Raw genomic sequence first — 26,615 nt, 5'->3', positions numbered from 1 at the left:
TCTGTGCGGTCTTGGGAGCGTCGCTGCTTCGGTGTCGCTGACCGTGACTGGGTGTTTGTGGGGGGTGGTGGCGTGTGGTCGGGTTTGGGGGTCGATCGGGTGGGCGCGGTCGGGTGGCGGGTCGGGGCTGGTCAGGGTCTGTGCGGTCTTGGGAGCGTCGCTGCTTCGGTGTCGCTGACCGTGACTGGGTGTTTGTGGGGGGTGGTGGCGTGTGGTCGGGGTCGGGGGTCGATCGGGTGGGCGCGGTCGGGTGGCGGGTCGGGGCTGGTCAGGGTCTGTGCGGTCTTGGGAGCGTCGCTGCTTCGGTGTCGATAGCCGCGACTGGGTGTTTGTGCGGGGTGGTCGCGGGCGGTCGGGCTCCGGGGCCGTGCCGGTCGGCGTGACCAGGTGCCCGGCCGAACCCGTCCCGCCGGGCCGGTCCTCTCAGGCCCGCCCCGTCAACCGCTCCCGCGCCACGCCCAGTTCCCGGGCCAGCGCCTCGTCCGCCCACTCCTGCGCCCGTGCCCGCGGCACCGAGCCCGGGTACGAGGTCAGCTGGACGGCGAGGCCGTCGAGGAGGGCGGTCAGGCGCAGGGCCGCGGCCTGCGGGTCGGGGCAGCTGAACTCGCCGTCGCTGACGCCCTCGGCGATGACCTCGGCGAGGGCCGCCTTCCACCGGCGGTCCAGATCGCGGGTGACCTCGCGCAGCGCGGGCTCGCGCAGGGCGGCGGCCCAGCCCTCGATCCACAGCCGCCAGCCCTTGGCCTGACCGGTCGGCGCATACCAGCGCACCGCGGCCCGCAGCCGGCGCAGCGCGGTCGTGCGCCGCCCGAGCAGCTTGCGCAGACGCGCGAGATCGTCCTCGGCGGCGTGCGCGAACGCGGCGGCGACCAGCTTCTCCTTGGTCGAGAAGTGGTACAGCACCAGCGCGTTGCTCACCCCGAGCGCGGCCGCCACATCGGCGATCCGGACCGCCGCCACGCCCCGCGCCTCGATCTGCTCGACGGCGGCCCGCAGCAGCTCCCCCTGCCGCTCGGCCACGCTCAACCGCACTCTTGCCACCCGGTCACCCTAGTGCCGATACGACCCGAACCGCTCCGCCAGCACCGGCAGCCGGTCGGCCACCACGGCGTGGGCCGCCGCGCGGGGTGTCGTACCGTCGCGCTCCGCCCGGTCGAGGGTCAGGGTGAGCAGGGCGCGCATCGCGCGGCGGACATGGGCGAACGCCTCGTCCGCGGCGGCGCCGATGTCGCCGAACAGGGTCCACCACCACCAGGCGTTCGTCGCCGAGTTGACCACCACGTCCGGCAGCACGGTCACCCCGCGCGCGGCCAGCAGCGCCTCCGCCTCGGGCAGCACCGGCATATTGGCGGCCTCCGCGATCCAACGGGCGCTGATCCGGGCCTGGTTCGCGGGGGTGATGGCGTACGACACGGCCGCGGGCACCAGCACCTCCGCGTCCGCCGCCGACCAGGCGGCACCGGGCAGCCGGCGGTCGGCGGGGCGCAGCATGGAGCGGTCGACGGTGCCGTAGCCGTCCCGCGCGGCGAGCAGCGCCTCGACGTCGAGGCCGTCCGGGTTGGCGATCGTCCCCTCGACATCGGCGACGGCGACCACGCTCAGACCCGCCCGGGCGAGGAAGCGCGCCGTCGCCCCGCCCATGGTGCCCAGGCCCTGCACGGCGACCCGCGTCCCCCGGTACGGCACCCCCGCGCGGTCCAGCGCGGTCAGCACCGACTCGGCCACCCCGCAGCCCCCGGCCAGCTCGGCAAGGCCGATGCCGTCCACCTCGACGGCGAAGGCGTCCGCGAGCCGCGCCCGGGCCGCCGTCTCGTCGTCCAGCAGCGGATACACCGCCTGCACGGTGGAGACCAGGCCCGCGTCGGCCGCCGCCCGGTCCACCAGGTCCTGGGTGAGCCCCAGGTCCTCACCGGTCGTCCAGCAGCTCTCGACGTACGGTCGCACCGCGCGCAGATAGCGCACCAGCAGCCCGTACGCCGCCGGGTCGCGCGGATCGCAGTCGATGCCGCCCTTCGCGCCGCCGAGCGGGACGTAGCGGCTCTCGGGGTCGTAGTGCAGGGCCTCCTTCATGGTCATGCCCCGGGCCAGGCCGGTCACCTCCGCCAGCGTGCAGCCGGGGCGCATCCGCAGCCCGCCGCTGGACACGCCCCGCACCAGCCGGTCCACGACGAGGAAGCCCTGCCGGCCGGTGACATGGTCGGTCCAGGTGAGGGAGATCAAGGGGGCGGTCATCGGAGCTTCCTCGGAGTCGGCTTACTGAATGCCGAGTCAGTATTGGGGGGAGGTGCCGCGATCGTCAACGTACTGAATCAGCATTCAGTAGCACCGGGCCGTTCCCGGATTGTCGGACGGGCCGACCATAATGGAGGGCCCAGCACTCAACCGGGAGGTACCGTGACCGGTCCGCGTTCCTCGACCTCAGGGCCCCGTGTGCCGCGTCCGGCGGCCTTCGGTGTGGACCCGGGCGGTGAGCGCCTGGCACGCATCCGCCGCTCCCCGCACTTCAAGGACGGCGTCTTCCAGAACCCCGGTGGCCCCGCGCGCACCCGGCCCTCCGGCTCCACGCTGGACTTCGCGAAGGTCTTCTTCGACAAGGAGACCCGGCCGCTGCGCGCCCCCCGGGGCACGGTGCCGGTGCACCCCACGACCTTCGCCGACCTCGCCCGGCCGCCCGCCACGGGCCTGCGGCTGACCTGGATGGGGCACTCCGGTGTGCTCGCCGAGATCGACGGCCACCGGGTGCTGTTCGACCCGGTGTGGGGCGAGCGCTGCTCCCCGTTCCCCTTCGCCGGGCCCAAGCGGCTGCACCCCGTGCCGCTGCCGCTCGCCGCGCTCGGGGACGTCGACGTGGTGGTGATCTCCCACGACCACTACGACCACCTCGACCTGCCCACCATCAAGGCGCTGGCCGGCACCGACACCGTCTTCGCGGTGCCGCTCGGCGTCGGCGCCCACCTCGAACACTGGGGCGTCAGCCCGGACCGGCTGCGCGAACTGGACTGGCACGAGTCGGCCCGGGTCGGCGGGATCACCCTCACCGCCACCCCGGCCCGCCACTTCTGCGGCCGCGGCCTGCGCAACACCCAGCACACCCTGTGGGCCTCCTGGGTCGTCGCCGGCGAGGAGCACCGGATCTACCACAGCGGGGACACCGGCTACTTCGACGGCTTCCAGGACATCGGCGCCGCCCACGGCCCGTTCGACGCCACGATGGTGCAGATCGGGGCGTACAGCGAGTTCTGGCCGGACATCCATATGCGTCCCGACGAAGGGCTGCGCGCCCATCTGGACCTCCAGGGCGGCGCCTCGCACGGTGTGCTGCTCCCGATCCACTGGGGCACCTTCAATCTCGCCCCGCACCCGTGGGCCGAGCCGGGGGAGTGGACCAAGGAGGTCGCCGAGGAGGCCGGTCAGGCGGTCGCCCTGCCGTGCCCGGGCGAGCCCTTCGAGCCCGCCGGGAAGCTCCCGGCCGAGGCCTGGTGGCGAGGCGTGTCCGGTGAGGTCCGCCGCACCTGGCGCTCGGTCGGCGCCCTGGTCGCGGAGCCGCCGAAGCGCGGCTGAGGCCCCGGGGGCTCAGCCGCTCCCGGGGCCTCAGCCGCGCCCGGTGAGACCCTCCACCAGGGCCCGCGGGCCGTCGAGACAGGTGTCCTCGGCGGTCAACGGGCCCCAGGCGTCGGCGAGTCCGGAGAGCCGGGGCAGTTCGCCCGGGGCGAGGTCGGTGAAGACCTGCTCCCGGTAGGTGGGGCGGTCGTCGTCCGCGCGCCTGCGGTCCGCCGCCGTACGGACCACGATCTCCCGGCGGTGTAGTACCAGATCGCGCGGTATCCATGGACGGCCCGCTCGGGCGTCAGACCGCAGGCGATGAACCCGTCGACGATCTGCTCGACGAACCACAGCGCCGAGGCGGACATCAGATCGTCCGCGGTCAGCACCTCCACGATCCAGGGGCAGTCGGCGGGCGCCCGGTGGATCGCCGCGGCGGCGGCGACGATCCGCTCGCACGGCTCGGCGGGCATCCCGGTCCGGCGCGGCGTCCGCGCCGCGTGGTCGTCCAGCAGCAGGACGAGCAACTCCTCCTTGTTGCGGACATGGTGGTGGAGCGCCATCGGCGTACTGCCGATCTCCGTGGCCGGCCGCCGCATGGTGAGCCGTTCCACGCCCTCCTCGGCGACGATCCGGCGGGCCGCCCCGACCGGAAGGAACCCCCTCATGGCGACGACACCCCTCGCCCCCGTCGGCCTCTTCGCCGCCGCGCCGCACATCGGTCGACCACTGGGAGATGCACCCGGAGGCCGACGAGGCGGTGTGCTGCCTGACCGGCGCCGTCCGCCTCCACCTCCGGCCCACCGGGCCGGGCGGAGCCGAGGAGACGGTACGGCTGCGGGCGGGCTCCGCGGTGATCGTGCCCCGTGGTCGCTGGCACCGGGTGCGGCTGGACGCCCCCAGCGACCTGATGTCCCTCACCCTGCGCCAGGGCACGCGCCCCGCGAGCGCATCGAAGGCCAAGGGGAACACGCTGAGTGACATTCGCGAGTGTCCGGGAGTGGGATCGCGCGCGGTCGGGTGAGGTGTGAATGACGTTGGGCGGGCGTGAGCCGAGGTTTGGGGCGGGGGTCGGCCCTCGCGCCCCATCCGCTCCTTCTGACCGCTTTTGATCGGACCGTATCGATCTTTTTCGACCCGATCGGAGCACACGCGGCCCGGTCATCGGTCTTTCGTACGGAGCCTCATACCAGAGCGGGACGCTGGGCGGGGGAGTTTGGCAACTGCCCCTCGCACATGAGCCGGAGGCGACTACCGTGAGTGTCCGACCCCAGGCCCGACGGACCAGTACGAGGACGCAGATGTCTCACCTTCGCGCACCGGGCACCCGTGCCGACCGCCGGGAGGGCGGGCGGCACGGGCGGCCGGTCGCCCGACCCGCTCCCGCACTGCCCGAGACGCACATACGGCCCCAGCTGATGCGGCTCGCCGTGCTGCCCCCGCTCGCGGTCGCCCTCGGTGCCACCGCCGCCGTCCTGTGCACCATCCGCTCCACCGGCGCCCGCACCGGCCCCGTCCTGTGGGCCGTGCTCGGCGGCGCGGTCACCGTGGCCGTCGCGGGCATCCTGATCGCCGCCGTGGCCGCCGACCGGGCCGCCCGCGGGGTCGCCGAGCGCATCGACGCGCTGCGTCGCACCGCCGCCCGCGGCGAGGCCGACCTGCATGAACTCGTGGACGCCCTGCGCCAGGGGGAGGCACCGCCGCGGCGCCCGTCCCGCCGCCGGTCGCCCACCGACGCCGACGACTTCGAACTGCTCGCCGCCGATCTGGCCCGCGCGCACGAGGGCGCCGTCACCGCCGTCGTACGGGCCGCCCAGCTCTCCAGCCACGCGGGCAGCGAGCAGAAGCTGGAGGTCTTCGTCAACCTCGCGCGCCGGCTTCAGTCCCTCGTGCACCGCGAGATCTCCATCCTGGACGAGCTGGAACACGAGATCGAGGACCCCGATCTGCTCAAGGGCCTCTTCCACGTGGACCACCTGGCCACCCGCATCCGGCGGCACGCCGAGAACCTCGCCGTGCTCGGCGGCGCCGTCTCCCGGCGCCAGTGGAGCAACCCGGTGAGCATGACCGAGGTGCTGCGCTCCGCCATCGCCGAGGTCGAGCAGTACTCCCGGGTCAAACTGGTGCCCCCGATCGAGGGCGAACTGCGCGGCCACGCCGTCGCCGACGTCATCCACCTGCTCGCCGAACTCATCGAGAACGCCACGGTGTTCTCCGCCCCCGGCACCCAGGTACTGCTGCGCGCGGGCCTCGTCACCTCCGGACTCGCCGTCGAGGTCGAGGACCGCGGACTCGGCATGCCCGTCGGCGAACAGGCCCGGATGAACGCCCTGTTGGCCGATCCCGACCAGGTCAACGTCGCCAGCCTGCTGGCCGACGGCCGCATCGGCCTCTACGTCGTCTCCCAGCTCGCCCGGCGGCACGGCATCGGCGTACGGCTCCAGAGCAACATCTACGGCGGGGTCCAGGCCGTACTCGTCGTACCCGAGGACCTGTTGGGGACCCCGCAGACGGAGTGCGCGCCGGAGATCGCCGCCCTGCCGCCCGCGCAGGTCCCGCCGGTACGGCACGTCCCCCCGCCCGTGCCGATGAGTCCAACCCCCGCCGTGCACACCGACGTTCACGCCCACGACGACCCGCCCCCGCTCCCCGTGCGCGGCACCCACCGCGAGCGCCCCACCCCCGCCGAGGCGGTACCCGGCATCCGGGCGCGGCATCGCGCGGCGGTCGAGGAGCACGAGGGCGTCATGCCCACCCCGCGTGTCGACACGGTGCGCGGCACCATGGCCAAACCCCAACTGCCGCGCCGCCGCGCCCAGGAGAACCTCGTCCCCCAGCTTCGCGGCGGCCCGGCCCCCCGCCCGGACGGCGACACCCTCGGCGGTCACGACCCCGGCCTGATGGCGGCCTTCCAGCGCGGCATCGGCCTCGCCGAGGCGGCCCGACCGGCGACGGACGGCGAACACGCACACGCCGGCCACGCCGGAGCCACCGCCCGCACACCCGCCGAGCCCGCGCGCCTGCGCGTCCTCCACCCCGATCAGGACCGACCCCAAGGGCCGCTGACACCGGGCGACCCGCACCACGTCCACCCCGACCCGTCCTCCCTGTCCACCGGTCCGACCGAGGGAAGCGCGCCGGCCGGCTGACCCCTCGTACCGGGCCCGCACCGGGCCCCGTACCGACCCGTACCACCCCCCCAACCCCCAGCGCTCCCACAGACCTTCGTACCCCAAGGAGTCGATCCACCATGGCGAGCGATGCGCCGACCGCTCACGCATCCGACCTCGACTGGCTGCTCAGCGGCCTCGTGCAGCGCGTACCGCACACCAGCAGCGCGGTGCTCCTGTCCTGCGACGGGCTGGTGAAGGCCGTGCACGGCCTCGACCCGGACAGCGCCGACCACATGGCCGCCCTCGCCTCCGGCCTGTACTCGCTCGGCCGCAGCGCGGGCGTCCGGTTCGGGGACGGCGGTGACGTACGGCAGGTCGTCGTGGAACTCGCCTCGACCCTGCTGTTCGTCACCACCGCCGGATCCGGCACCTGTCTCGCCGTGATGGCGGGCCGCGAGGCCGACGCGGCCGTGCTCGGCTACGAGATGGCGATGCTGGTCAAGAGCGTGCGCCCCTATCTGGTCACCGCCCCCAGGCAACACGCCGCCGACCCCGCGGCGCCGAGGCATTGAGCGTGGCCGCGGCCGGCGACGGGCCCTGGCTGGACGACGCGGCCGGACGGCTGGTACGCCCGTTCACGGTCAGCAACGGCCGCACCGAACCCAGCGTCGCACTCGACCTGATCTCCCAGGTGATGGCCACCGGGGTCACCCCGCTCGGCTACCTCGGCCCCGAGCACGCCCAGGCGCTCGACCTGTGCCGGGCACCCGTCTCGGTCGCCGAGGTCGCCGCCCACCTGAAACTGCCCGCCGTGGTCACCAAGGTCCTGCTCGCGGACCTGGTCGACTGCGAAGCGCTGACCACCAAGCCCCCCGCGTTCCACCACACTCCCACCGACCGGTCCCTGCTGGAGGCAGTGCTCGATGGACTACGACGACAGCTCTGACCCGTTCCCCACCGCGCTCAAGATCCTGGTCGCGGGCGGGTTCGGGGTGGGCAAGACCACCTTCGTGGGCGCGGTCAGCGAGATCGCCCCGCTGAGCACGGAGGAACTGCTCACCACGGTCAGCGCCGCGACCGACAGCCTCGAAGGCATCGAGAACAAGATGGAGACCACGGTCGCCATGGACTTCGGCCGGATCTCCCTCGATCCGGACCATGTGCTCTATCTGTTCGGCACCCCCGGGCAGGAGCGGTTCTGGTTCATGTGGGACGAGCTGTCCGAGGGCGCGCTCGGCGCGGTGATCCTCGCCGACACCCGCCGGCTCCAGGACTGCTTCGCCGCCGTGGACTTCTTCGAGGAACGCGGACTCGGCTTCATCGTCGCCGTCAACGAGTTCGACGGAGGGCACCGCTACGACACCGAGGAGGTGCGCGCCGCCATCGACCTCGACCCCGAGGTGCCCGTCGTGCGCTGCGACGCCCGGATCTCCAGTTCCGGCGTGGGGACCCTGCTGGCCCTCGTCCGCCATCTGCTCGCCCACACCCCGGAGCACGCGCCGAGCCATGGCGCCGCGCACCGGTGAACCCGACCGACCGCCACGGAGTTCCCCAGATGAGGCACCCGCACAGCGACGGAGCCCGGCCATGAGCTACGAGCCGCCCCGGCCGGTCCGCGGTCTGCTGCTCACCCCCGAGGACAAGGAGGCCCCCGCCCGCGTCCGACGGCTGCGGGCGCTCGGTCTCGGGGAGCGCCCCGACCCCGCGCTCGACGCCTTCGCGGACCATCTCGCCCGCCGCACCGGCGCGCCCTACGCCATGGTCAACTTCATCGGCGAGGAACGGCAGTTCTTCGCCGGCCTGCGCGTCCCGGCGATCGCCCCGGTCCTGCGGGAGGACGGCAGCGCGGCGGTGTGGGGCCGGACGCTGCCCCGCGACCACGGGTTCTGCCCCCATGTGGTGGTCCGCCGCAAGGCCCTGGTCCTGGAGGACGTCCGCGACTACCCCCGGTTCGCGGGCAACCCGGTCGTGGACGAGTACGGCATCCGCTCCTACCTCGGCGCCCCGCTCCTCGACGGCACCGGTATGACGCTGGGCACCGTCTGCGCCGCCGACATCGGGCCGCGCGCCTGGGGCAGGGACGGACTGGAGACCATCAAGGCGCTGGCCGCCGAACTCGTCGTACGGATCGAACGCAGCGCCCGGGACGGGCTGCCCATCTGACCGTCGGCTCGTACGACAAGGGGGCCGGTTCAGCGGCTTCTGTTCATGTGACAAGAGGGGCGTGAAGGAAAGCTGAGGCGGCGGTTAAGAAAAGCTCGATGGATTACGGCGCGCCCATACGGCAGATTGCAGGGTGATTCCACCCCTCTGACCCGGTGCGGGCGCGGCCTTTCGGCATGCCCGCGTACGGGACCTCACCCACAGGAGCCGTACGAGTGAAGGCGCTGGTCAAGGACAAGGCGGAGCCCGGACTCTGGCTGACGGACGTCCCGGAGCCCGCGATCGGGGCCGACGACGTACTGATCAAGGTCCTGCGGACCGGTATCTGCGGCACCGATCTGCACATCCGGGCCTGGGACGGCTGGGCGCAGCAGGCGATCAGCACCCCGCTGGTGCTCGGGCACGAGTTCGTCGGCGAGGTCGTGGAGATCGGCCGGGCAGTCACCGACGTCCGGATCGGCGACCGGGTCAGCGGCGAGGGCCACCTGGTGTGCGGCAAGTGCCGCAACTGCCTGGCCGGGCGCCGCCATCTGTGCCGGGCCACCGTCGGCCTCGGTGTCGGCCGCGACGGCGCGTTCGCCGAGTACGTCGCCCTGCCCGCGACCAACGTCTGGGTGCACCGCGTCCCGGTCGACCTCGATGTCGCCGCGATCTTCGACCCGTTCGGCAACGCCGTGCACACCGCGCTGTCCTTCCCGCTGGTCGGCGAGGACGTCCTGATCACCGGCGCCGGACCGATCGGCCTGATGGCCGCCGCCGTCGCCCGGCACGCGGGCGCCCGCAATGTCGTCGTCACCGACGTCAGCGAGGAGCGCCTCCAGCTGGCCCGCAAGATCGGCGTGAGCCTCGCGCTGAACGTCGCCGAGACCACCATCGCCGACGGACAGCGCGAGCTGGGGCTGCGCGAGGGCTTCGACATCGGCCTGGAGATGTCCGGCAGGCCCGAGGCCATGCGGGACATGATCGCCAACATGACGCACGGCGGCCGGATCGCCATGCTCGGCCTGCCCGCCCAGGAGTTCCCCGTCGACTGGTCCCGGATCGTCACCTCGATGATCACCATCAAGGGCATCTACGGCCGCGAGATGTTCGAGACCTGGTACGCGATGTCGGTGCTGCTGGAGGGCGGCCTGGACCTCGCCCCCGTGATCACCGGCCGGTACGACTACCGCGAATTCGAGTCGGCCTTCGCGGACGCCGCCAGCGGCAAGGGCGGCAAGGTCATCCTCGACTGGACCGCGTAACCCGACCGAACCGGCCCGCGTCAGCCGTACGCCACCCGCTCGGCGTACGCCACCCGCATCACCTAGGAGCTTCTGTCATGTTCGAGACCGTCCGTGACGATCTGCGCACCACCCTCGACGAGATCCGCGCCGCCGGCCTGCACAAGCCCGAACGGGTCATCGGCAGCCCGCAGTCCGCGACCGTCAGCGTCACCGCTGGCGGCCGCCCCGGCGAGGTCCTCAACTTCTGCGCCAACAACTACCTGGGCCTCGCCGACCACCCCGAGGTGATCGCCGCCGCCCACGAGGCCCTGGACCGCTGGGGCTACGGCATGGCCTCCGTCCGCTTCATCTGCGGCACCCAGGAGGTGCACAAGGAGCTGGAGGCCCGCCTCTCCGCGTTCCTCGGCCAGGAGGACACGATCCTCTACTCCTCCTGCTTCGACGCCAACGGCGGTGTCTTCGAGACCCTGCTCGGCGAGGAGGACGCGGTGATCTCCGACGCCCTCAACCACGCCTCCATCATCGACGGCATCCGGCTCTCCAAGGCCCGCCGCTACCGCTACGCCAACCGCGACCTCGCCGACCTGGAGGCGAAGCTCAAGGAGGCGTCCGGCGCCCGCCGCCGGCTGATCGTCACCGACGGCGTGTTCTCCATGGACGGCTATGTCGCCCCGCTGAACGAGATCTGCGACCTCGCCGACCGCTACGACGCGATGGTCATGGTCGACGACTCGCACGCCGTCGGCTTCGTCGGTCCGAGCGGCCGCGGCACCCCCGAGCTGCACGGCGTGATGGACCGCGTGGACATCATCACCGGCACCCTCGGCAAGGCCCTCGGCGGCGCCTCCGGCGGTTATGTCGCCGCCCGCGCCGAGATCGTCGCCCTGCTGCGCCAGCGCTCCCGCCCGTACCTGTTCTCCAACACCCTCGCCCCGGTGATCGCGGCCGCCTCCCTCAAGGTCCTCGACCTGCTGGAGTCCGCCGACGACCTGCGGGTGCGGCTGACCGAGAACACCAAGCTGTTCCGCTCCCGGATGACCGCCGAGGGCTTCGACGTCCTGCCCGGCGACCACGCCATCGCCCCCGTGATGATCGGCGACGCGGCGAAGGCGGCCCGTATGGCCGAGCTGCTCCTGGAGCGCGGCGTGTACGTGATCGGGTTCTCCTACCCGGTCGTCCCGCAGGGCCAGGCCCGTATCCGGGTCCAGCTGTCCGCCGCGCACTCCACCGCGGACGTCAACCGCGCGGTGGACGCGTTCATCGCGGCGCGCGCGGAGCTGGCGGCCTGACCAGGGGGTATCACCTGGGATAATCGGGGGCATGATCGAGGCACGGCGGCTCCACATCCTCCGTGCGGTGGCCGACCACCGCACGGTCACCGCGGCGGCCGCCGCCCTCTATCTCACCCCCTCCGCCGTCTCCCAGCAGCTGACCGCCCTGGAGCAGGAGACCGGCCACCGGCTGGTCGAGCGGGGCGCCAAGGGGGTACGGCTCACCCCGGCCGGCGAGATCCTGCTCGGCCACACCAACGCGGTCCTCGCCCAGCTGGAGCGCGCCGAGGCGGAACTCGCGGCGTACGGCTCGGGCGAGGCCGGGACGGTCACCGTGGCGGCCTTCGCGACCGGCATCGCCCAGGTCGTGGCCCCCGCGGTGGCCCGCCTCGCCGGCACCGCGCCCGGCATCCGCATCCGGGTCCAGGACGCGGAGGGCGACGCCAGCCTGCCGATGGTCCTCGACCGGCAGGTGGATGTGGCGGTGGCCGTCGAGTACCGGGGCGCACCCTCGGCCGACGACCCCCGGCTCACCCATGTGCCGCTGTACGCCGAGCCGTTCGACGCCGTGGTCCCGGTCGGCCACCGACTCGCCGACTCGCCCGAGGTCCCGCTCGCCGAGCTGGCCAAGGACCCCTGGATCGGGCCCTACCCCGGCAATCCGTGCCACGACGTCGTCGTACTCGCCTGCGAGAGCGCGGGGTTCCAGCCCCGCCTCGAACACTCCTCCGACGACTTCCGCGCCGTCGTCGCCCTCGCCTCCGCCGACGCGGGTGTCGCCCTCGTCCCCCGTTCCGCGCTGCGCGGCATGGACCTCAGCGATGTGGTCGTACGCCCGGTCGACGGGGTGGCCCCCACCCGCCGGGTCTTCGCCGCGGTGCGCCGGGGCGCGGAGGGGCATCCGCTGATCAGGCCGGTACTGGCGGCGCTGGGCGGGGCCGCGGGAGGCTGACCACCGGGCATTGTCAGTGGTCGGCGCTACGGTGCGTGGCATGCCGGATGCCGAAGCTGTACGACGTATCGCGCTGTCCTTCCCCGACACCACGGAGAAGACCGCCTGGAACATGCCCACCTTCCGGGTGGCCGGGAAGATGTTCGCGACCCTGCCCGAGGACGAGACGTCCGTCGCCGTGCGCTGCCCGAAGGAGGAGCGGGACGAGCTGGTGCTGGCCGAGCCGGAGAAGTTCTGGATCGCCGGGCACGAGGCGCAGTTCGCCTGGATCAGGGCCCGGCTGGCCACCCTGGAGGACGAGGCCGAACTGCGCGACATCCTCGCCGACTCCTGGCGCCAGGCCGCCCCACCCCGACTCCTCGAATCCCACCCCGAGTTGGGCCCCCCGCCCACCCACTGAAAATTCCGGTGTCCAGGGAAGGCGGCATGGCATGATCCCGCGCGGTCGCTCAGGGAGGGAGCCGGGATGGGCGGGATGGAGACGGATGGGTCCGACGGAGCGGGGGGCGGCCGGGGTGGTCGGTCCGGTGGCGGTCGGGGCGGCCGGGATGGTGGCGGTCGGCGGGGAGTGGAGCCCGATGCGGCGGTGACGGCTCGGGAGCCGGGTGCCGGCGCGGCGGCCCGGTCGGGGCCGCGAGCGGCGGGGGAGCGGGACCGGGGTGTCTGGTCGAGGGACTTCGGACTGTTCTTCGTGGCGCGGGCCGTGGCACGGCTCGGGGACACCATGCTGCCGGTGGCGCTGGCCGCCGGACTGCTGGAGCGCGGCTACGGCGCGGGCGCGGTGGGGCTCGCCATGGCGGCGTCGACCGCGGCCTTCGCCGGCCTTGTCGTCTTCGGCGGGGTGATCGCCGACCGGTTCAGCACCCGCCGCCTGATGATCGGCGCCGACCTGACCCGGGTCTGCACCCAGTCCCTCGCCGCGGGCCTGTTCTTCGCCGGGCACGTGGTGCTGTGGGAGCTGTGCGTCATCGGCTTCGTCAACGGCGTGGCCGCCGCCGTGTTCCAGCCCGGCGTGGCCAGCACGCTGCCCAGGCTCGCCGCCGACGTCCAGGGCGCCAACGCGGCGATCCGCATCGCCGAGTCCGCCGCCCAGCTCGCGGGCCCGGCCTTCGCCGGTCTCCTCGTCGGCTTCGCCTCGCCCGGCGGGGTGTTCGCCGCCCACGCCGGGACCTACGCGGTCAGCGCCCTGTGCCTGCTGCTGCTCCGGCTGCGCCCACTGCCCCCGGACACCCTCGTCGCCACCGGCCGCGCCCTGCGCGACTTCCGTGCCGATCTGGTGCGCGGCTGGCGGGAGTTCAGGTCCCGGACCTGGCTGTGGGCCGTGATCGCCATCTGGTGCCTGTACATGATCGCGGTGAACGGCCCGGTCGTCCCGCTGGTCGCCACCGAGGTCGTCCAGCACCACGGCGTCCGCGCCTACGGCCTGGTCAACTCGGCCCTCGGCGCCGGCACCGTCATCGGCGGCCTGCTCGCCCTGCGGCTGCGCCCCCGCCGCATGCTCAGGGCGGGCGCGCTCTCCCTGTGCCTGTACTTCACCTTCCCCGGCGCCGTCGGCCTCGGTCTCGGCGTCCCGGCCATGTCGGGGGGCGCCGCGCTCGCCGGGGCCGGGATGTCCTTCTGGGGCGTGATGTGGGCGACGAGCGTCCTGACCCAGGTCCCGCCCGAGACCCTCAACCGCATCCACGCCTACGACGTCGCGGGCTCCCTCGCCATGATGCCGGTCGGCCAGGCCCTCGCGGGCCCGGCGGCCGTCCTGCTGGGCGCCGACCGGGTGCTGCTGGTCGCCGCGGTGATCAGCCTCGCCGTGGTCGCCCTGCTCCTCGCCGTCCCCGCGATACGCGACCTGGTACGAGCGGACGCGTCCCCGGCGCCGAGCTGACGCCGGATCGCGCCCGCCCCGCCTCACACTCCGGCGCGCGCCCCCAGGAACCCACCGATCCGCTCCCGCAGACTCCGCGCGTCCAGGCCGTGCGCGGCGGTGTGCTCCTCGACGGTGCCGTAGCGGCGCAGCTCCCGGCGGCCGACCCCGAGGCCGAGGACCCGGTGCGGGAGGTCCGCGAGGGCGTCGTTCACCGCGGCGGTCGACGTGCCCGCGAGATACGGCTCGACCAGCACCACATCCGTCCCCGCGGCGCCGGCCGCCCGGCGCAGCCCGGCCGCGTCGAACGGTCGTACGGTCGTCGCGTACAGCACGGTCGCATCCATGCCCTCCGTCGCCTCCAGCACCGCGTCCAGCAGCGGGCCCACCGCGAGCACCACGCCGGCCCGCCCCTCCCGTACGGTCAAGAACCGCTCGCCGTCGACCGGCAGCGCCCGCCGGTTGGACTGCACGGACAGTCGTACGTACACCCGGTCGTCGCCCGCCGCGACCGCGTGCCGCAGCAGGGTCTCGGCCTCGTCGGGGTGGCCCGGCACATGCACGGTCCAGCCGTCCAGGGTGTCCATCAGGGCCACGTCGCCCGGCGCCATATGGGTGAACCCGCCGGCCGGCCAGTCGAAGGAGGCGGCCGCGCTCACCAGTACCGCCCCCGTGCCCTGATGCCCGAAGTCGAGCTTGACCTGCTCGAACGGCCGCTCCACCAGAAAACTGGCGAATGTGTGCACGACGGGCCGCAGCCCGGTCAGCGCCATCCCGGCGGCCGCCCCCACCAGCAGCTGCTCGCGGATGCCGACGTTGACCACCCGCTCGGGATGCCGGGCGATGGCCTCGTGGAAGGCGTCCTTGCCGATCTCGGCGAGGACCACCGCGACCCGCGGGTCCTCGTCCAGGAGCCGGGAGACGACGGGAGCGAAACGGTCACGCATGGTGTCCATGGAGAGGTCGCCCTTTCGGAGCGTGAGGGAAATTCGGAAGGTGAGGGAAGGCCGGAGGGCCAGGAGAAGCGGGGTGTTCGGGGGAAGCGGGATGTTCAGGGGAAGCGGGGGCTTTCGGAGACGCGGGGCGCTCAGGCGTTCTTCGGCTCGACCCGGGCCACGACCACGTGCGGCCGTCCCGGATGCGGCGCCGTGAACGCCTCGTACAGCGCCGCATGGTCCCGCCCGTCGACGGTCGCCGCCGACCAGCCCGCGGCCTCGAACCGGGCGGCGATCCCACCGGGCCGGGCATGGCTGGCGGAGGAGTTGTCCACCACGACGGTGTGCAGCCGGTCGAGTCCCGCTGGTCCCGCGAAGGCGATGGCCTCGTGATTGCTGCCCTCGTCCAGCTCGGCGTCCCCGATCAGCACCCAGACCGCCGGATCGCCGAGGCCCTGGGCCCGCAGCCCCAGCGCGGTCCCCACCCCGAGGGGCAGCCCGTGTCCGAGCGAGCCGCTGCCGATCTCCGCCCCGGGCACCAGCAGCCGGTCCGGGTGGTGGCCGAGCGGGGAGTCGTACCCGCCGAACCCGGGCAGGCACTCGACCGGCAGGAACCCCTTGGCGGCCAGCACCGCGTAGTACGCCATCGGCCCGTGCCCCTTGCTCAGCAGGAACCGGTCCCGGCCGGGGTCCGCCGTCCGCTCCGGTGTGACGCGCAGTACCCGGTCGTAGAGCACCCACAGCACATCGAGCGTGGAGGTGGCCGCCGGGCCGTGCTTCTCGTCCCCGGTCATCAGGCTCATCAGCCGGGGAAGGTCGGCGTACTCGTGGGCGCGGTGTTCGTCCGTTGTGATCGTCATGTACGACAGCGTGCAACCTCGACCAAACTTGAGGTCAACCCCTGGAAGCCGTGCGCGATCACCGAGCCGAGTGCGGTATTGTTTCCCTGCACGTTGCGACCGGCGAAACCGCAGGTCAAACGGCAACGGGACGTGGCGCAGCTTGGTAGCGCACTTGACTGGGGGTCAAGGGGTCGCAGGTTCAAATCCTGTCGTCCCGACTCGAGAGAGTCGCAGATCAGGGGCGGTTTCGGAGAAATCCGGAGCCGCCCCTGATCATTTTTGGGGACCAGGTGGGCACCGGCGTTCCTCGGGGTACCGCCGGGGCCGGGGACAGGGCCTCTCACCTGGTAATTTCCGTAGATGATCATTTCATTTCGCTTATCCCGTCCCGCTCGGGCCGCTCTCATCTGCGCTCTCGCCCTGACCGGGTTACCCGCCTCGCCCGCCACCGCCGCCGACGCCGCGACTCCTCATCTCGACGCCGTGGAGCGCACATTGCGCGAGGTCTCGCCCGGCCTCGAAGGGGATGTGTGGGAGCGGACGGCCGGCAACCGGCTCGACGCCGGGGCGGACGATCCCGCCGGCTGGCTGCTCCAGACTCCCGGCTGCTGGGGTGACGCCGGCTGCCAGGACCGCGTCGGCACTCGGCGGCTGCTGGCAAAGATGACCGAGAACATCGCGCGGGCGACCCGGACCGTCGACATCTCCAGTCTGGCGCCCTTCCCGGACGGCGCCTTCCAGGACGCGATCGTCGCGGGCCTGAAATCGTCCGTGGCCTCCGGGCACCGGCTCAAGGTCAGGGTCCTGGTCGGAGCCGCTCCGGTCTACCACATGACCGTACTGCCCTCGAAGTACCGGGACGACCTGCGCGACAAGCTGGGCCCGGCCGCCGACGCCGTCACGCTGAACGTCGCCTCGATGACCACGTCGAAGACCGCCTTCTCCTGGAACCACTCCAAACTCCTGGTCGTGGACGGGCAGTCCGCGGTCACCGGTGGCATCAACGACTGGAAGGGCGACTACCTCGACACCGGCCATCCGGTCAGCGACGTCGACCTCGCCCTGACCGGCCCCGCCGCCGGGACGGCCGGGCGCTACCTGGACCGGCTGTGGGGCTGGACCTGCCGCAACAAGGCCAACCCCGCCGGCGTGTGGTACGCCGCCTCGGGCGGATCGGACTGCATGGCCACCATGGAACGGGACACGAACCCCCGCGCCGTCCCGGCCACCGGCGATGTGCCGGTGATCGCCGTCGGCGGACTCGGCGTGGGCATGGAGGACTCCGACCCCGCCTCGGCCTGGCGACCGGCCCTGCCGTCCACCTCCGACACCCGGTGCGTCGTCGGCCTGCACGACAACACCAACGGGGACCGCCCCTATGACACGGTCAACCCCGAAGAGAGCGCGCTGCGTTCGCTGATCTCCAGCGCGACCCGGCACATCGAGATCTCCCAGCAGGACCTCAACGCGACCTGCCCGCCGCTGCCCCGCTACGACACCCGGGTCTACGACGCCCTCGCCACCAAGCTCGCCGACGGTGTGAAGGTGCGGATCGTCGTCAGCGACCCCGCCAACCGTGGCGCCGTCGGCAGCGGAGGCTACTCGCAGATCAAGTCCCTCTCCGAGGTCAGCGGCGTGCTGCGGGACCGACTTGCCCGGATCACCGGTGACGAGACCAGCGCCGGGGCGGCGCTCTGCTCCAACCTCCAGCTCGCGACCTTCCGCAGCTCCCCGGGCGCACGCTGGGCGGACGGGCATCCCTACGCCCAGCACCACAAGCTGGTCTCGGTCGACGGCTCGGCCTTCTACATCGGATCGAAGAACCTCTACCCGGCGTGGTTGCAGGACTTCGGGTACATCGTGGAGAGCCCCGGCGCGGCCCAGCAGCTCGACGCGCAGTTGCTGAGTCCTCAGTGGACCCACTCGAAGGAGACCGCCACGGTCGACTACGCGCGGGGCCTGTGCCGCATCTGACGCCCTCTCTCAGAGAACGGGACGACTGAGCGAGCGGTCGGGGGACGAGCGGTCGGAGGCGCTAGGAGTTGCTCCATCCGGTCGTGCTGGAATACGAGTCCAGCAGGTCCACCACGAAGATCAGGGTCGAGCCCGCCGGGATCAACGGCGAGGGGGACTGATTGCCGTAGCCGAGACGCGGGGGAATGATGATCTCGCGCCGGCCGCCGACCCTCATCCCCCTCACTCCCCGGTCCCAGCCCTTGATGACCTTGCCACTGCCCAGGGCGAACTTGTACGGCTGGCCCCGGTCCCAGGAGGCGTCGAACTCCTTCCCGGACTCGAAGGTCACCCCGACGTAGTGGACCCTGACCACCATGCCCGGCTTGACCTCGGCACCGTCCCCGACCACCAGGTCACGGATGGTCAGCTCGGTGGGAGCGGCACCCTCCGGGACGTCGACCTCGGGCTTCGTCGGTTCGCTCATCGGGGCCTCATCACCTTCCGTCGGAAGCCCTCGCACGGGCCGGCCGAACACAGAACACATGGCCACTCCATGCGGCAGATGGTCACGTTACCGAGCCGGCCCGGGGCCATCGGGACGGACGTGCCCGATGCGGTGGATGCGGTGGTGCGGGGCGGCTTGTTCCCTCGGCGATCGGACCGTTCAAGATGCGCGCCCCCTGGTGCGGATGAGTCCATGGGCATGGCAGGGCCAACGGCGTTCGCCGGACCCTGGCCGTCACCTTCGGAACACCGCAGGAGGGCTGTCATGGCCAGTACCCCGGACAAGACACTCAACGGCAAGGTCGCCTTCGTCGGCGGCGCGTCCCGCAATCTCGGCGGGCTGATCAGCACGACCCTCGGCGCCGAGGGCGCCCTGGTCGCGGTGCACTACAACAGCGAGTCCTCCAGGGCCAAGGCCGAGGACGTCGTCGCGCAGATCAACAAGGGTCCGGGCGAGGCCTTCGCCGTCCAGGCCGACCTGACGAAGGTCGCCGAGGTGGAGCGGGTCTTCGAAGAGGTCCTGGACCGGTTCGGCAAGCTCGACTACAGCATCAACACCGCCGGCATGGTGCTGAAGAAACCGCTCACCGAGATCACCGAGGAGGAGTACGACCGTATGTTCGCGGTCAACTCCAAGGCCGCGTTCTTCGTGATGCGCGAGGCGGCCCGCCGGATGGACGACGGCGGGAAGATCATCACGATCGTCACCTCGCTGCTCGCCGCGTACACCGGCCTGTACTCCGTGTACGCGGGCAGCAAGGCCCCGGTCGAGCACTTCACCCGCGCCCTGTCGAAGGAGCTGTTCGGCCGGAACATCTCGGTCAACAACATCGCTCCCGGCCCGATGGACACCTCGTTCTTCTACCCCGCCGAGGACGACGACTCCGTCGCCTACCACAAGTCCTCCGCGATGAACGGCGAGCTCACCAAGATCGACGACATCGTGCCGTGGGTCCGCCATCTGCTGACCGACGGATGGTGGGCCAACGGGCAGACACTCTTCCTCAACGGCGGATACACCACCCGCTGACCCCGTCCCGGGCACGACGGCCGCCCCGATCACCTAGGCACCGCGGGGCGGCCGGGGCATGCCGGAGGGCGGCCCTGCGAGGTCCACGTGAGGGAAGCGGGTGGAGGCTACGCCTGCGAAGCGGACACCGGACGCAGGCGGACCGGCAGGCTGATGTGCCCGTTGCTGATCAAGGTCGGCAGCGGGCGCAGTTCCTCGGCGGGCACCGCGAGCCGGGCCTCGGGGAAGCGCGCGAACAGCTGGCGCAGGGCGGTGGCGACTTCGAGGCGGGCGAGCGGGGCGCCGAGACAGAAGTGGACGCCATGGCCGAACGCCAGGTGGTCCTTGGTGGTCCGGGTGGCGTCGAAGAGATCGGCGTCCGCACCGTGCCAGTCCGGATGGCGGTTGGCGGCGGCGTAGGAGGCGAGGATGGCTTCCCCCGCCCGGATCGTCCTCCCGTCGGGCAGCGGGATGTCCTGGAGCGCGAAGCGCATGGGCAAGTGCTTGATCGCCGACTCGTGGCGCAGGGCCTCCTCGACCACGTCCTCCCAGCCGCACCGGCCGGCGTCCACGTGGGCCAGCTGCGCCGGGTCGGCCAGCAGGGACGTGACGGCGTGGTCGATGACGTTGACGGTCGTCTCGTACCCGGCGCTGACCATCAGTACGAGGGTGTCGCGCAGTTCGGCGTCCGTCAGGGAACCGCCGTCGCCCTCCTCGTCGCGGGTGGCGATCAGCAGCGAGGTCATGTCGTCGCCGGGCGCGGCGCGCTTCGCCGCGATCAGCTCGTCGAACAGCCGGTAGAGGGAGGCCGTGTTCGCCGTCGCCTCCTCGGCGGACAGGGTGGTGGCGAACACCCGGTCCACCACCGTACGGAGTCCGCTCGACCGGGCGGCGGAGAGGCCCATCATCCGGCCGATGACCGAGATCGGCAGTGGATAGGCCAACCGCTCGCGCAGGTCCACCACTTCGCCGGGCGGGAGGGCTTCCAGCTCGTCGAGGATGCCGGTGACGAGGGACTCCACGACGGGGGTCAGGGCGGCGATACGGCGGACCGAGAAGGCCGGGGCGACCAGTCGGCGCAGCCTGCGGTGGTCGCTGCCGTAGGCGGTGAACATGCTCTCCACCGCCACCCAGAGAGCGAGTGGCCAGGTGGGGACGGTGGCGGCGAAGGCCGGCCAGTGCGCTCGCGCGTCCTTGGAGACGGCGGCGCGGGTCAGAAGCCGCTTCAGGAGGTCGGGGTCGGAGACGGACCACGCGGTCACCCCGAGGACGTCCACGGGCGTGGCCGCGCCACGGGCGTACAGCGCCCGGTGTTCGGCGTGATGGTCGGAACCGGCGGGGTCGAGGACGAGAGGCTGCTCTTCGGTCACGGCCAGGGCTCCTTCGACGGAAGTCGGGAAGGACGGGAGGGCGGTGCGGGCGCGGGACCGGCGTCCTTGTGGCGAGGCGGGCGTCGCGGGCCCGTGGTCGCCGGCTCGCTCGTCAGCGGGGCTCGGCGAGGGGCGATCCGCCGCCGGCCAGGGAGCGGGGACGGTGCCGTCGCGGGCATGGGCACGGGCATGGGCCGGAACCGGGGTCGGCGAGGGCCGTGCGCCGCGATGATCGCCCCACACCGCCGAAGCCCGCCGCTGCCGGCCGGGCGGCATGTGCGCGTGGACCGGCAGCGGGCCGGATCGGCGGGCCCGGGCCGTCACCGTGCTTGGCCACGGGCTTCCCCCGCACCGGCGTCACCACCGGCTTCGAGGGGTCGGCGCGCGACCGGGGCCGGTCGGCCGCGTCCCCCCGCCCGGCCGAGTACGCCGACCGGCGCGGGTGAGTCCGTCGTCCGTGAGCGGGTTCAGGAGTGCCATGTCCGAACGCCTCCCTGGCAAGGTGTCACGCACCGCGTGCCGCAGGGGAGGCGAAGTCCGGCTTTCCCCCGGCAGCCGGCCATGTGAGCAGGATAGACCTCGCATATCGGTCAAGGGGCCGTGACCGAGGAAGATACGCCGGAAGACCCCCTCGGCATCCGTTACCGCGAGTACGGCCCCCACGCCCTCCCCGTAAGGGGCGTGACAGGAGCTTCTCGCCGGGGGCGCCGGTGTGCCCCGGACGTCAGCCCTCGCGCCCGGGGAGCATCGCCAGTGCCCGGGAACGCTGGGCGACGAGGTCGTCGTACGTGCCCTCGCGCTCGGCCCAGCGGTGCATCAGGACGCCCTGCACAAGGATCTCGTCGGGAGTGGGGTCCGCCGAGAGCAGCTCCATGACCTCGGAGGCGAAGGCGTCCAGAGGCAGCGCGTGCGGGTTCACCTTCTCCTGGCCCGCCGTGGCGACCGCCGGGGGGACGAGTTCCACGACGCCGACACCGGTGCCGGCGAGCTGTGCGCGCAGCGCCTCGGAGTAGGCGTGCACCGCGGCCTTCGAGGCGGCGTAGCTGGGCATGGGCGGGAAGGGCAGGAAGGCGATACCGGAGGTGACCGTGACGAAGGTGCCGGCGCCGCGCCCGACCAGATGCGGGGTGAAGGCGTCGATCACCCGGATGGTGCCGAGCAGGTTGGTGTCGATCGTGGCCCGCGCCGCCTCGAAGTGCGCCGGGTCGCGCAGGTCCTCCATGAGCATGACGCCCGACATGGTCACCACCGTGTCCAGCCCGGGGTAGCGGTCGAGCACGGCGTCACGGGCGGCGGCGACGGAGGAACCGTCGGTGACATCCACCTCGAACGTGCCGAAACCCTCCTCGGCCAGTTCCTTGAGCGCCCCGCGGTTACGGCCGCCGACGGCCACGGTGCTGCCCGCCGCGGCGAACCGCCGGGCCAGCTCCCGCCCGATGCCCGAGGTGCCGCCGACGACGAGAACAGTGCGGTGGGAGAGATCCATGGGATCTTCCTTTCTGCTGAGATCTTCTCTGCTGAGATCTTCGGGAAAACGGTGCTCCCCCAGTCTTGGCGGCGTCCGCGGCCCGTGGCAGGGCCCCCGTTCTCCCTGGTCCTGCCAGGGCCCCCCGCTGGGACACGCGCTCCGCATTACGGTGGCCGTATGAAAGACGAGGAATCCGGCAACCGGCTCGGTGCCTATCTGCGCGCCCGGCGTGAGCTGGTCTCCCCGGCGCAGGCGGGGCTCCCGCCCGGCGGCAACCGCCGGGTACCCGGGCTGCGCCGCGAGGAGGTCGCCCTGCTCGCCGGAATCAGCCCCGACTACTACCTGCGCCTGGAGCGCGGCCGCGACAAGAACCCCTCACCGCAGGTCCTCGAATCGCTCGCGCGGGTCCTGCGGCTCGACGACATCGAGCGGACGTATCTGCTCGGCCTCGCCGCCGCACGCCCCAGGGCGCCGCGCCGCAGGCGCCCCGAGCAGGTACCGGCGCGGGTGCACGAGTTGCTCGCCCACCTCCAGATCCCGGCGTTCGTGGAGGGCCGCGCGTTCGACGTCCTGGCCGCCAACTCCATGGCCGTCGCGCTCTCCCCGCGTCTGACACCTGGTCAGAACCGGCTGCGCTCCCTCCTCCTCGACCCCGAGGAACAGGCCTTCCACCAGGACTGGACGAAGGCCACCGCCGACTTCGTCGCCGCGCTGCGCACCACCATCGGGGACGACACCGACGACCCCCGATTCGTCGAACTCGTGGGTGAACTCGCCCTGTCCAGCCAGCGGTTCCGCACCCTGTGGGCTCGGCACGACGTCCGGAGCCTGGACGGCGGCACGACGACCGTGCACCACCCGGTCGTCGGTGAACTGCGCCTGCACCGCGACAAGCTCCCCGTGGAGGACGTCATCCTCGTCGTCTACTACCCGGACAGGAACAGCGACAGCGACGAGAAGCTACGGCTCCTCGCGGCGCTGACGCAGACCGATGCGCCCGGCGGTGCGGAACCGGCACCTGGGGGATCGCCGGGCGCCGAACGCCGCGTACCCCCGAGGCCCGAGGGGTAGAGGACGGAGGTGAGCGGACCGGGGGAAGCGGGGCTGGACGCGGCGCGGGTCGCCGAGGTGCTGGTGGCGGGGCCGCCGAGGCGGCGCGGGTCCGGGTACCGGGTCGGGGCCGGGCATGTGCTGACGGCCGCCCACGTCGTCGCGGGGACGAGCGCCGTACGGGTACGGTTCGACGCCGACCGGCCGGGGGAGTGGAGCGCCCCCGCACGGGTCGTGCTCTCGGCCGTGGCCGCCGATGTCGCGCTGCTGGAGCTCGCGGAAGTACCGACGGGCCGCACCGGTGTCGAACCACCGCGCTATGCCGCCGTACCCGACGCGGACGTGGTACTGCCCTTCAGCGCGATGGGCTTCCCGCGGTTCAAGCTCCGCGACAGCGACAGCGACAGCGACAGCGACAGCGAGAGCAGCGGCGAGGGCGGGGCCGGGGGGACGCCCGGCCGCTACCGGGACTCCTGCCATGTCACCGGTACCGTCTCGGTCCTGTCCAACCGCCGCGAGGGCACCCTGGAACTGGCGGTCGCCGCCCCGCCCGCCGACCCCGAGCCGCACCGCTCTCCCTGGGAGGGTATGTCCGGCGCGCTCGTGTGGTGCGGCGGCGCGGTGATCGGCCTGGTGAGCGCCCACCACCGGGCCGACGGCCTCGGCAGACTCGCGGCGGGGCGGGTGGAGCGGTGGTACGAGTCGCTCACGGCCGCCGAGTCGGAGTGCTTGCGGCGCTGGGCCGGTCTGCCGTCCCACACCGCGCTCGGCCTCGCCGACGGCATCGAGGGGCGACGCCCGGCCGTCGGGCTGGCGGGGCTGCCGTCCGATCTTCCGCTGCGCGAACTCGCGGAGCTGGTCGACGCGTTGACCGCTGTACCGGCACTGCGCGGCGGCAACGGCATGGGACTCGTGCTGGACAGCATCAGCGACCGGATAGCGGCCAACAGCCCCCGTGATCCCCGGCTGCGGATGGACGTCTACGGCATCGTGCGCACCTGTCTGCGCTATCCCGGCACCCTCGATCAACTCCTGGAGACGGTACGCCTGCTGGAAGGGCCCTCGCCCGAAGTGGACCGGGTGGACGGCGCGGCGGCCCGGCTCGCCCGCTTTCGCGGCTGACTCGATCTCGCGACGCCGAAAGGCCGCAGGGTTGCGGGGCGTGCGGTGCTGGGTCATGCTGGTCGAGGCACTGATAGTGCATAACTGGTAGACACGGGAGGGGACTTGGCAGCCTTGGAGCATCCGGTGCCTGCCGTCGAGTCCGGTCTCGTCGATCTCTCGGGAATCTCCCTCGAAGCACTGCGCTCCATGGACGACCGGACATTCACCGAGTCCCTGGAGCAGCTGCTGCACCACATCGACGGGCCGCAGGCCATCACGGTGTCATACAGCCCGCCCCGCCTGGACTGAGCGACGAGGTGATCAGCAGGGTGCTATGGGGGACACGTGGCTGCTGATGCCACGACGACGGGGGGACAACCGCCGTACCACCGGCTCTCGGCAGCCGGCCTCAGAGATCTCGCACACGGCGAGGGTGATGGTGCGGTCATAGCGGAACTGCTGCGCGCGGAGCGCAGTCGTCGGCTTCTGCTGCTGTGGGCGCTGCGCAACGAAGTCTTCCGGATGGGCGCGGACCTGGACGGCTCGGATCTCTTCGCCCAGGGCTGGGACTTGCTCGAACGCGCCCAGCTCCACGCTCCGGAGGTGTGCGAAGAGCTGCTGATGTCCCCGAATACCGGTATGTGGGTGTCGCTCGCGGTGCGTCGAGTCAGGGGGCGAGCCTACGAGGACGCGCCGCACTGGGTGGTCATGGGGCATCTGGCCGCGCTCGCGGCCGCCGCCGCGGCACGGGCCGGGCTGGAGTTCGACATCACCGTTCCCGTGCGTCGCGGCCTGGTGCCGTTGCCCACACTGGGCTGCGCGGTCCTCGCGGACCCTGAACCGTGGGGCACCGCCCGGGTCACGGGGCACGACGGCCGGTTGCGCATCACCGGTGTGGGCGGCGAGGTGGCGGTCCCTGCCGACCCGGCCCGGCGAGAGCGTGACTGGTTACCGGTGCGCCGGATGACGCTGGGGGCCGCGGACCGGGCGAAGCCCCTGGTGCTGGAGGAACTGGACCCCTACCGCACGTTTCCCCACCCGAGCGGGGCAAACGTGCTGTCCCCGACGGAGGCGGCGTACTGGGAGTCATCGCTCGCCGAGGCATGGGAGGTGCTGCTTCGCGACGACCCGGAGACTGCCGAGGCGATGCGCCAAGGCCTCATGTCGGTGGCACCGGCCCCCGTGAGAGAAAGGTTTCGGCCGCATAGCAGCACGGCCGGCGATGCCTTCGGCGGCGTCACCGCGTCCCGCCCGGACGACGTCGCCCAACTCGCCGCGACCCTCGTGCACGAGTTCCAGCACACCAAGCTGGGCGGGCTGATGCACCTGGAGTCGCTCTGTGAGGAGACGCCGGACCCTGCGCCGTCCGAAGCCCTGTTCTACGCCCCTTGGCGCGACGATCCCCGGCCACTCGGCGGATTGCTCCAGGGCATATACGCCTTCCTCGGCGTGACCCGATTCTGGCGTGCCCACCGGCATACGGCCGACCCGGCTTACGCCCCCCTCGCCCACTTCGAGTTCGCGCTCTGGCGTACCCAGGTGTGGGTCACGTTGAACGCCGTCCGCGGGCACGGGCGGCTGACCTCGCTCGGGCTGTACGTCGTCGAGCGCCTCACCGAACGCTGTGCGGCGTGGATGGCCGACGAGGTCCCCACGACACCGCTGCGGCTGGCCCATGATGCCGCGGCCGACCATCATGCCCGCTGGCGTGCCCACCACCTGCGCCCACCGGCGAAAGCCGTCGAGGAATCGGTCCGAGCCTGGCAGCAGGGCGCCCCTCGTCCGCCGTCGGCCCTCGCGGCCGAGCCACTACTGGTTCCCGAGCCCGAGGTCCGCTTCTCGGACAGCACCGCAGTCCTTGCCCGGTACCTCCTCAGCGACCCCGACGGAGCCTGGCGGCGACCCGGGGGTGTAGACGGCGCCGATATGGCCGAGGTGTGGCTGCTCTGCGGTGAACACAACGAAGCCCGTGCCGCGTATACGGCCCGATTGTCGGGCCGAGAGGCACCCGTCTCTGCCTGGTCGGGACTCGGCCGCGCCCTCGCGTTCGATCCGGCCCAGCAGGCTGCTTCCGACCTCCTCCTCCACTACCCCGAGCGCGCCCGCTCCGTACAGGACGCCATGGAGCGGACGACCGGCCGCCGCGCGGACCCTGTTCGGCTGGCGGCCTGGCTGGGGGCGTGAGGCTCGGGAGCAAACACACCTGGTGCGGCTATGTGGGGTTCCGCCGCACCCCGGTGCCCCCGCTCCT

At 72.4% G+C, this 26,615-nt stretch carries 24 protein-coding genes, 1 tRNA gene and 2 pseudogenes; 19 read left to right on the top strand and 8 right to left on the bottom strand.

Features of this window, described 5'->3' with window-relative positions; all coding sequences use genetic code 11:
- Window positions 1–423: 423 nt before the first annotated feature.
- Entirely contained in the window at window positions 424–1,041 is a 618-nt protein-coding gene (locus tag HEP81_RS05690; RefSeq protein ID WP_172624587.1) for a TetR/AcrR family transcriptional regulator, read from the bottom strand.
- Between the two features lie 9 nt (window positions 1,042–1,050).
- The gene (locus HEP81_RS05685) at window positions 1,051–2,232 is read right to left on the bottom strand and encodes a Glu/Leu/Phe/Val dehydrogenase dimerization domain-containing protein (RefSeq protein ID WP_037657420.1); all 1,182 of its coding nucleotides are present in this window, start codon (window positions 2,230–2,232) and stop codon (window positions 1,051–1,053) included.
- Window positions 2,233–2,394: 162 nt separating this feature from the next.
- Here HEP81_RS05685 and HEP81_RS05680 point away from each other — a divergent pair, with 162 nt between their 5' ends.
- Window positions 2,395–3,561, top strand: a complete 1,167-nt coding sequence (locus HEP81_RS05680) for an MBL fold metallo-hydrolase (RefSeq protein WP_037657419.1) — start codon at window positions 2,395–2,397, stop codon at window positions 3,559–3,561.
- A gap of 30 nt (window positions 3,562–3,591) precedes the next feature.
- Here HEP81_RS05680 and HEP81_RS05675 read toward each other — a convergent pair.
- A pseudogene (locus tag HEP81_RS05675) lies at window positions 3,592–4,211 on the bottom strand (TetR/AcrR family transcriptional regulator).
- A 56-nt stretch (window positions 4,212–4,267) separates the two neighbouring features.
- On the opposite strand from HEP81_RS05675, the pseudogene HEP81_RS05670 reads away from it, so the two are divergent.
- The 11 genes and pseudogenes from HEP81_RS05670 to HEP81_RS05620 all read left to right on the top strand — a co-directional run.
- Window positions 4,268–4,567 (top strand): annotated as a pseudogene (locus tag HEP81_RS05670) (cupin domain-containing protein); the annotation flags it as partial.
- Window positions 4,568–4,844: 277 nt separating this feature from the next.
- Window positions 4,845–6,692: a sensor histidine kinase gene (locus HEP81_RS05665; RefSeq protein WP_243279292.1), complete on the top strand. Its 1,848-nt coding sequence runs from the start codon at window positions 4,845–4,847 to the stop codon at window positions 6,690–6,692.
- Between the two features lie 101 nt (window positions 6,693–6,793).
- The gene (locus tag HEP81_RS05660) at window positions 6,794–7,228 is read left to right on the top strand and encodes a roadblock/LC7 domain-containing protein (RefSeq protein WP_037657417.1); all 435 of its coding nucleotides are present in this window, start codon (window positions 6,794–6,796) and stop codon (window positions 7,226–7,228) included.
- Window positions 7,229–7,230: 2 nt separating this feature from the next.
- Window positions 7,231–7,602, top strand: coding sequence for a DUF742 domain-containing protein (locus HEP81_RS05655; protein WP_037657415.1), 372 nt, complete (start codon window positions 7,231–7,233; stop codon window positions 7,600–7,602).
- Window positions 7,580–8,182 (top strand): GTP-binding protein, encoded by a 603-nt coding sequence (locus HEP81_RS05650; RefSeq protein WP_037657413.1) that lies wholly within the window; start codon window positions 7,580–7,582, stop codon window positions 8,180–8,182. The genes HEP81_RS05655 and HEP81_RS05650 overlap by 23 nt, the downstream gene beginning before the upstream one ends.
- Window positions 8,183–8,243: 61 nt before the next feature.
- A complete protein-coding gene (locus tag HEP81_RS05645) occupies window positions 8,244–8,819 on the top strand; it encodes a GAF domain-containing protein (RefSeq protein ID WP_037657411.1) in 576 nt (191 codons plus the stop codon).
- A 215-nt stretch (window positions 8,820–9,034) separates the two neighbouring features.
- Window positions 9,035–10,063, top strand: coding sequence for an L-threonine 3-dehydrogenase (tdh, locus tag HEP81_RS05640; RefSeq protein WP_037657409.1), 1,029 nt, complete (start codon window positions 9,035–9,037; stop codon window positions 10,061–10,063).
- A 77-nt stretch (window positions 10,064–10,140) separates the two neighbouring features.
- A complete protein-coding gene (locus tag HEP81_RS05635) occupies window positions 10,141–11,334 on the top strand; it encodes a glycine C-acetyltransferase (RefSeq protein ID WP_037657407.1) in 1,194 nt (397 codons plus the stop codon).
- 31 nt (window positions 11,335–11,365) lie between these two features.
- Complete coding sequence (locus HEP81_RS05630) at window positions 11,366–12,268, top strand: LysR family transcriptional regulator (RefSeq protein WP_037657405.1); 903 nt, start codon at window positions 11,366–11,368, stop codon at window positions 12,266–12,268.
- Window positions 12,269–12,308: 40 nt separating this feature from the next.
- Window positions 12,309–12,668 (top strand): MmcQ/YjbR family DNA-binding protein, encoded by a 360-nt coding sequence (locus HEP81_RS05625; protein WP_037657404.1) that lies wholly within the window; start codon window positions 12,309–12,311, stop codon window positions 12,666–12,668.
- Between the two features lie 186 nt (window positions 12,669–12,854).
- A complete protein-coding gene (locus tag HEP81_RS05620; RefSeq protein ID WP_037657402.1) occupies window positions 12,855–14,147 on the top strand; it encodes an MFS transporter in 1,293 nt (430 codons plus the stop codon).
- Between the two features lie 23 nt (window positions 14,148–14,170).
- Here HEP81_RS05620 and HEP81_RS05615 read toward each other — a convergent pair whose 3' ends face one another.
- Both HEP81_RS05615 and HEP81_RS05610 read right to left on the bottom strand, forming a co-directional pair.
- Window positions 14,171–15,082, bottom strand: a complete 912-nt coding sequence (locus tag HEP81_RS05615; protein WP_037657401.1) for a transketolase family protein — start codon at window positions 15,080–15,082, stop codon at window positions 14,171–14,173.
- A 131-nt stretch (window positions 15,083–15,213) separates the two neighbouring features.
- Window positions 15,214–15,921 carry a thiamine pyrophosphate-dependent enzyme gene (locus tag HEP81_RS05610; protein WP_037657398.1) on the bottom strand — a complete coding sequence of 236 codons (708 nt, stop codon included), beginning with the start codon at window positions 15,919–15,921 and terminating at the stop codon, window positions 15,214–15,216.
- Window positions 15,922–16,047: 126 nt separating this feature from the next.
- Here HEP81_RS05610 and HEP81_RS05605 point away from each other — a divergent pair.
- Both HEP81_RS05605 and HEP81_RS05600 read left to right on the top strand, forming a co-directional pair.
- Window positions 16,048–16,121 (top strand) — tRNA-Pro (locus tag HEP81_RS05605).
- Between the two features lie 142 nt (window positions 16,122–16,263).
- Window positions 16,264–17,877 (top strand): phospholipase D-like domain-containing protein, encoded by a 1,614-nt coding sequence (locus tag HEP81_RS05600; protein ID WP_051850263.1) that lies wholly within the window; start codon window positions 16,264–16,266, stop codon window positions 17,875–17,877.
- A 61-nt stretch (window positions 17,878–17,938) separates the two neighbouring features.
- Here HEP81_RS05600 and HEP81_RS05595 read toward each other — a convergent pair whose 3' ends face one another.
- A complete protein-coding gene (locus tag HEP81_RS05595) occupies window positions 17,939–18,343 on the bottom strand; it encodes an FKBP-type peptidyl-prolyl cis-trans isomerase (RefSeq protein ID WP_037657395.1) in 405 nt (134 codons plus the stop codon).
- A 285-nt stretch (window positions 18,344–18,628) separates the two neighbouring features.
- Here HEP81_RS05595 and HEP81_RS05590 point away from each other — a divergent pair, with 285 nt between their 5' ends.
- Window positions 18,629–19,393 (top strand): SDR family oxidoreductase, encoded by a 765-nt coding sequence (locus tag HEP81_RS05590; RefSeq protein WP_037657393.1) that lies wholly within the window; start codon window positions 18,629–18,631, stop codon window positions 19,391–19,393.
- Between the two features lie 107 nt (window positions 19,394–19,500).
- Here HEP81_RS05590 and HEP81_RS05585 read toward each other — a convergent pair whose 3' ends face one another.
- The gene (locus HEP81_RS05585) at window positions 19,501–20,742 is read right to left on the bottom strand and encodes a cytochrome P450 family protein (RefSeq protein ID WP_037657391.1); all 1,242 of its coding nucleotides are present in this window, start codon (window positions 20,740–20,742) and stop codon (window positions 19,501–19,503) included.
- 724 nt (window positions 20,743–21,466) lie between these two features.
- Window positions 21,467–22,228, bottom strand: coding sequence for an SDR family oxidoreductase (locus HEP81_RS05580; RefSeq protein WP_037657390.1), 762 nt, complete (start codon window positions 22,226–22,228; stop codon window positions 21,467–21,469).
- A gap of 159 nt (window positions 22,229–22,387) precedes the next feature.
- On the opposite strand from HEP81_RS05580, the gene HEP81_RS05575 reads away from it, so the two are divergent.
- The 4 genes from HEP81_RS05575 to HEP81_RS05560 all read left to right on the top strand — a co-directional run bounded on the left by HEP81_RS05575 (window position 22,388) and on the right by HEP81_RS05560 (window position 26,548).
- Complete coding sequence (locus HEP81_RS05575; RefSeq protein ID WP_037657388.1) at window positions 22,388–23,281, top strand: helix-turn-helix transcriptional regulator; 894 nt, start codon at window positions 22,388–22,390, stop codon at window positions 23,279–23,281.
- Window positions 23,282–23,290: 9 nt separating this feature from the next.
- Complete coding sequence (locus HEP81_RS05570; protein ID WP_037657386.1) at window positions 23,291–24,382, top strand: effector-associated domain 2-containing protein; 1,092 nt, start codon at window positions 23,291–23,293, stop codon at window positions 24,380–24,382.
- 126 nt (window positions 24,383–24,508) lie between these two features.
- The gene (locus HEP81_RS05565) at window positions 24,509–24,673 is read left to right on the top strand and encodes a hypothetical protein (RefSeq protein ID WP_157854461.1); all 165 of its coding nucleotides are present in this window, start codon (window positions 24,509–24,511) and stop codon (window positions 24,671–24,673) included.
- A gap of 36 nt (window positions 24,674–24,709) precedes the next feature.
- Complete coding sequence (locus tag HEP81_RS05560) at window positions 24,710–26,548, top strand: HEXXH motif domain-containing protein (protein ID WP_078967442.1); 1,839 nt, start codon at window positions 24,710–24,712, stop codon at window positions 26,546–26,548.
- Window positions 26,549–26,615 lie beyond the last annotated feature (67 nt).

This window comes from Streptomyces griseofuscus, from assembly GCF_014673495.1.
Lineage (GTDB): Bacteria > Actinomycetota > Actinomycetes > Streptomycetales > Streptomycetaceae > Streptomyces > Streptomyces murinus.
The sequence above is the reverse complement of the archived record's forward strand: the minus strand, read 5'-3'. Positions and strand labels throughout refer to the sequence as shown.

Excerpts from the sequence above, each read along its gene's own strand:
- HEP81_RS05645 (WP_037657411.1), top strand. The coding sequence starts at position 8,244 with ATGAGCTACGAGCCGCCCCGGCCGGTCCGCGGTCTGCTGCTCACCCCC.
- HEP81_RS05665 (WP_243279292.1), top strand. The coding sequence starts at position 4,845 with ATGTCTCACCTTCGCGCACCGGGCACCCGTGCCGACCGCCGGGAGGGC.
- HEP81_RS05630 (WP_037657405.1), top strand. The coding sequence starts at position 11,366 with ATGATCGAGGCACGGCGGCTCCACATCCTCCGTGCGGTGGCCGACCAC.
- HEP81_RS05600 (WP_051850263.1), top strand. The coding sequence starts at position 16,264 with ATGATCATTTCATTTCGCTTATCCCGTCCCGCTCGGGCCGCTCTCATC.
- HEP81_RS05610 (WP_037657398.1), bottom strand. The coding sequence starts at position 15,921 with ATGACGATCACAACGGACGAACACCGCGCCCACGAGTACGCCGACCTT.
- HEP81_RS05625 (WP_037657404.1), top strand. The coding sequence starts at position 12,309 with ATGCCGGATGCCGAAGCTGTACGACGTATCGCGCTGTCCTTCCCCGAC.
- HEP81_RS05660 (WP_037657417.1), top strand. The coding sequence starts at position 6,794 with ATGGCGAGCGATGCGCCGACCGCTCACGCATCCGACCTCGACTGGCTG.
- HEP81_RS05685 (WP_037657420.1), bottom strand. The coding sequence starts at position 2,232 with ATGACCGCCCCCTTGATCTCCCTCACCTGGACCGACCATGTCACCGGC.
- HEP81_RS05650 (WP_037657413.1), top strand. The coding sequence starts at position 7,580 with ATGGACTACGACGACAGCTCTGACCCGTTCCCCACCGCGCTCAAGATC.
- HEP81_RS05595 (WP_037657395.1), bottom strand. The coding sequence starts at position 18,343 with ATGAGCGAACCGACGAAGCCCGAGGTCGACGTCCCGGAGGGTGCCGCT.
- HEP81_RS05615 (WP_037657401.1), bottom strand. The coding sequence starts at position 15,082 with ATGGACACCATGCGTGACCGTTTCGCTCCCGTCGTCTCCCGGCTCCTG.
- HEP81_RS05590 (WP_037657393.1), top strand. The coding sequence starts at position 18,629 with ATGGCCAGTACCCCGGACAAGACACTCAACGGCAAGGTCGCCTTCGTC.
- HEP81_RS05635 (WP_037657407.1), top strand. The coding sequence starts at position 10,141 with ATGTTCGAGACCGTCCGTGACGATCTGCGCACCACCCTCGACGAGATC.
- HEP81_RS05580 (WP_037657390.1), bottom strand. The coding sequence starts at position 22,228 with ATGGATCTCTCCCACCGCACTGTTCTCGTCGTCGGCGGCACCTCGGGC.
- HEP81_RS05575 (WP_037657388.1), top strand. The coding sequence starts at position 22,388 with ATGAAAGACGAGGAATCCGGCAACCGGCTCGGTGCCTATCTGCGCGCC.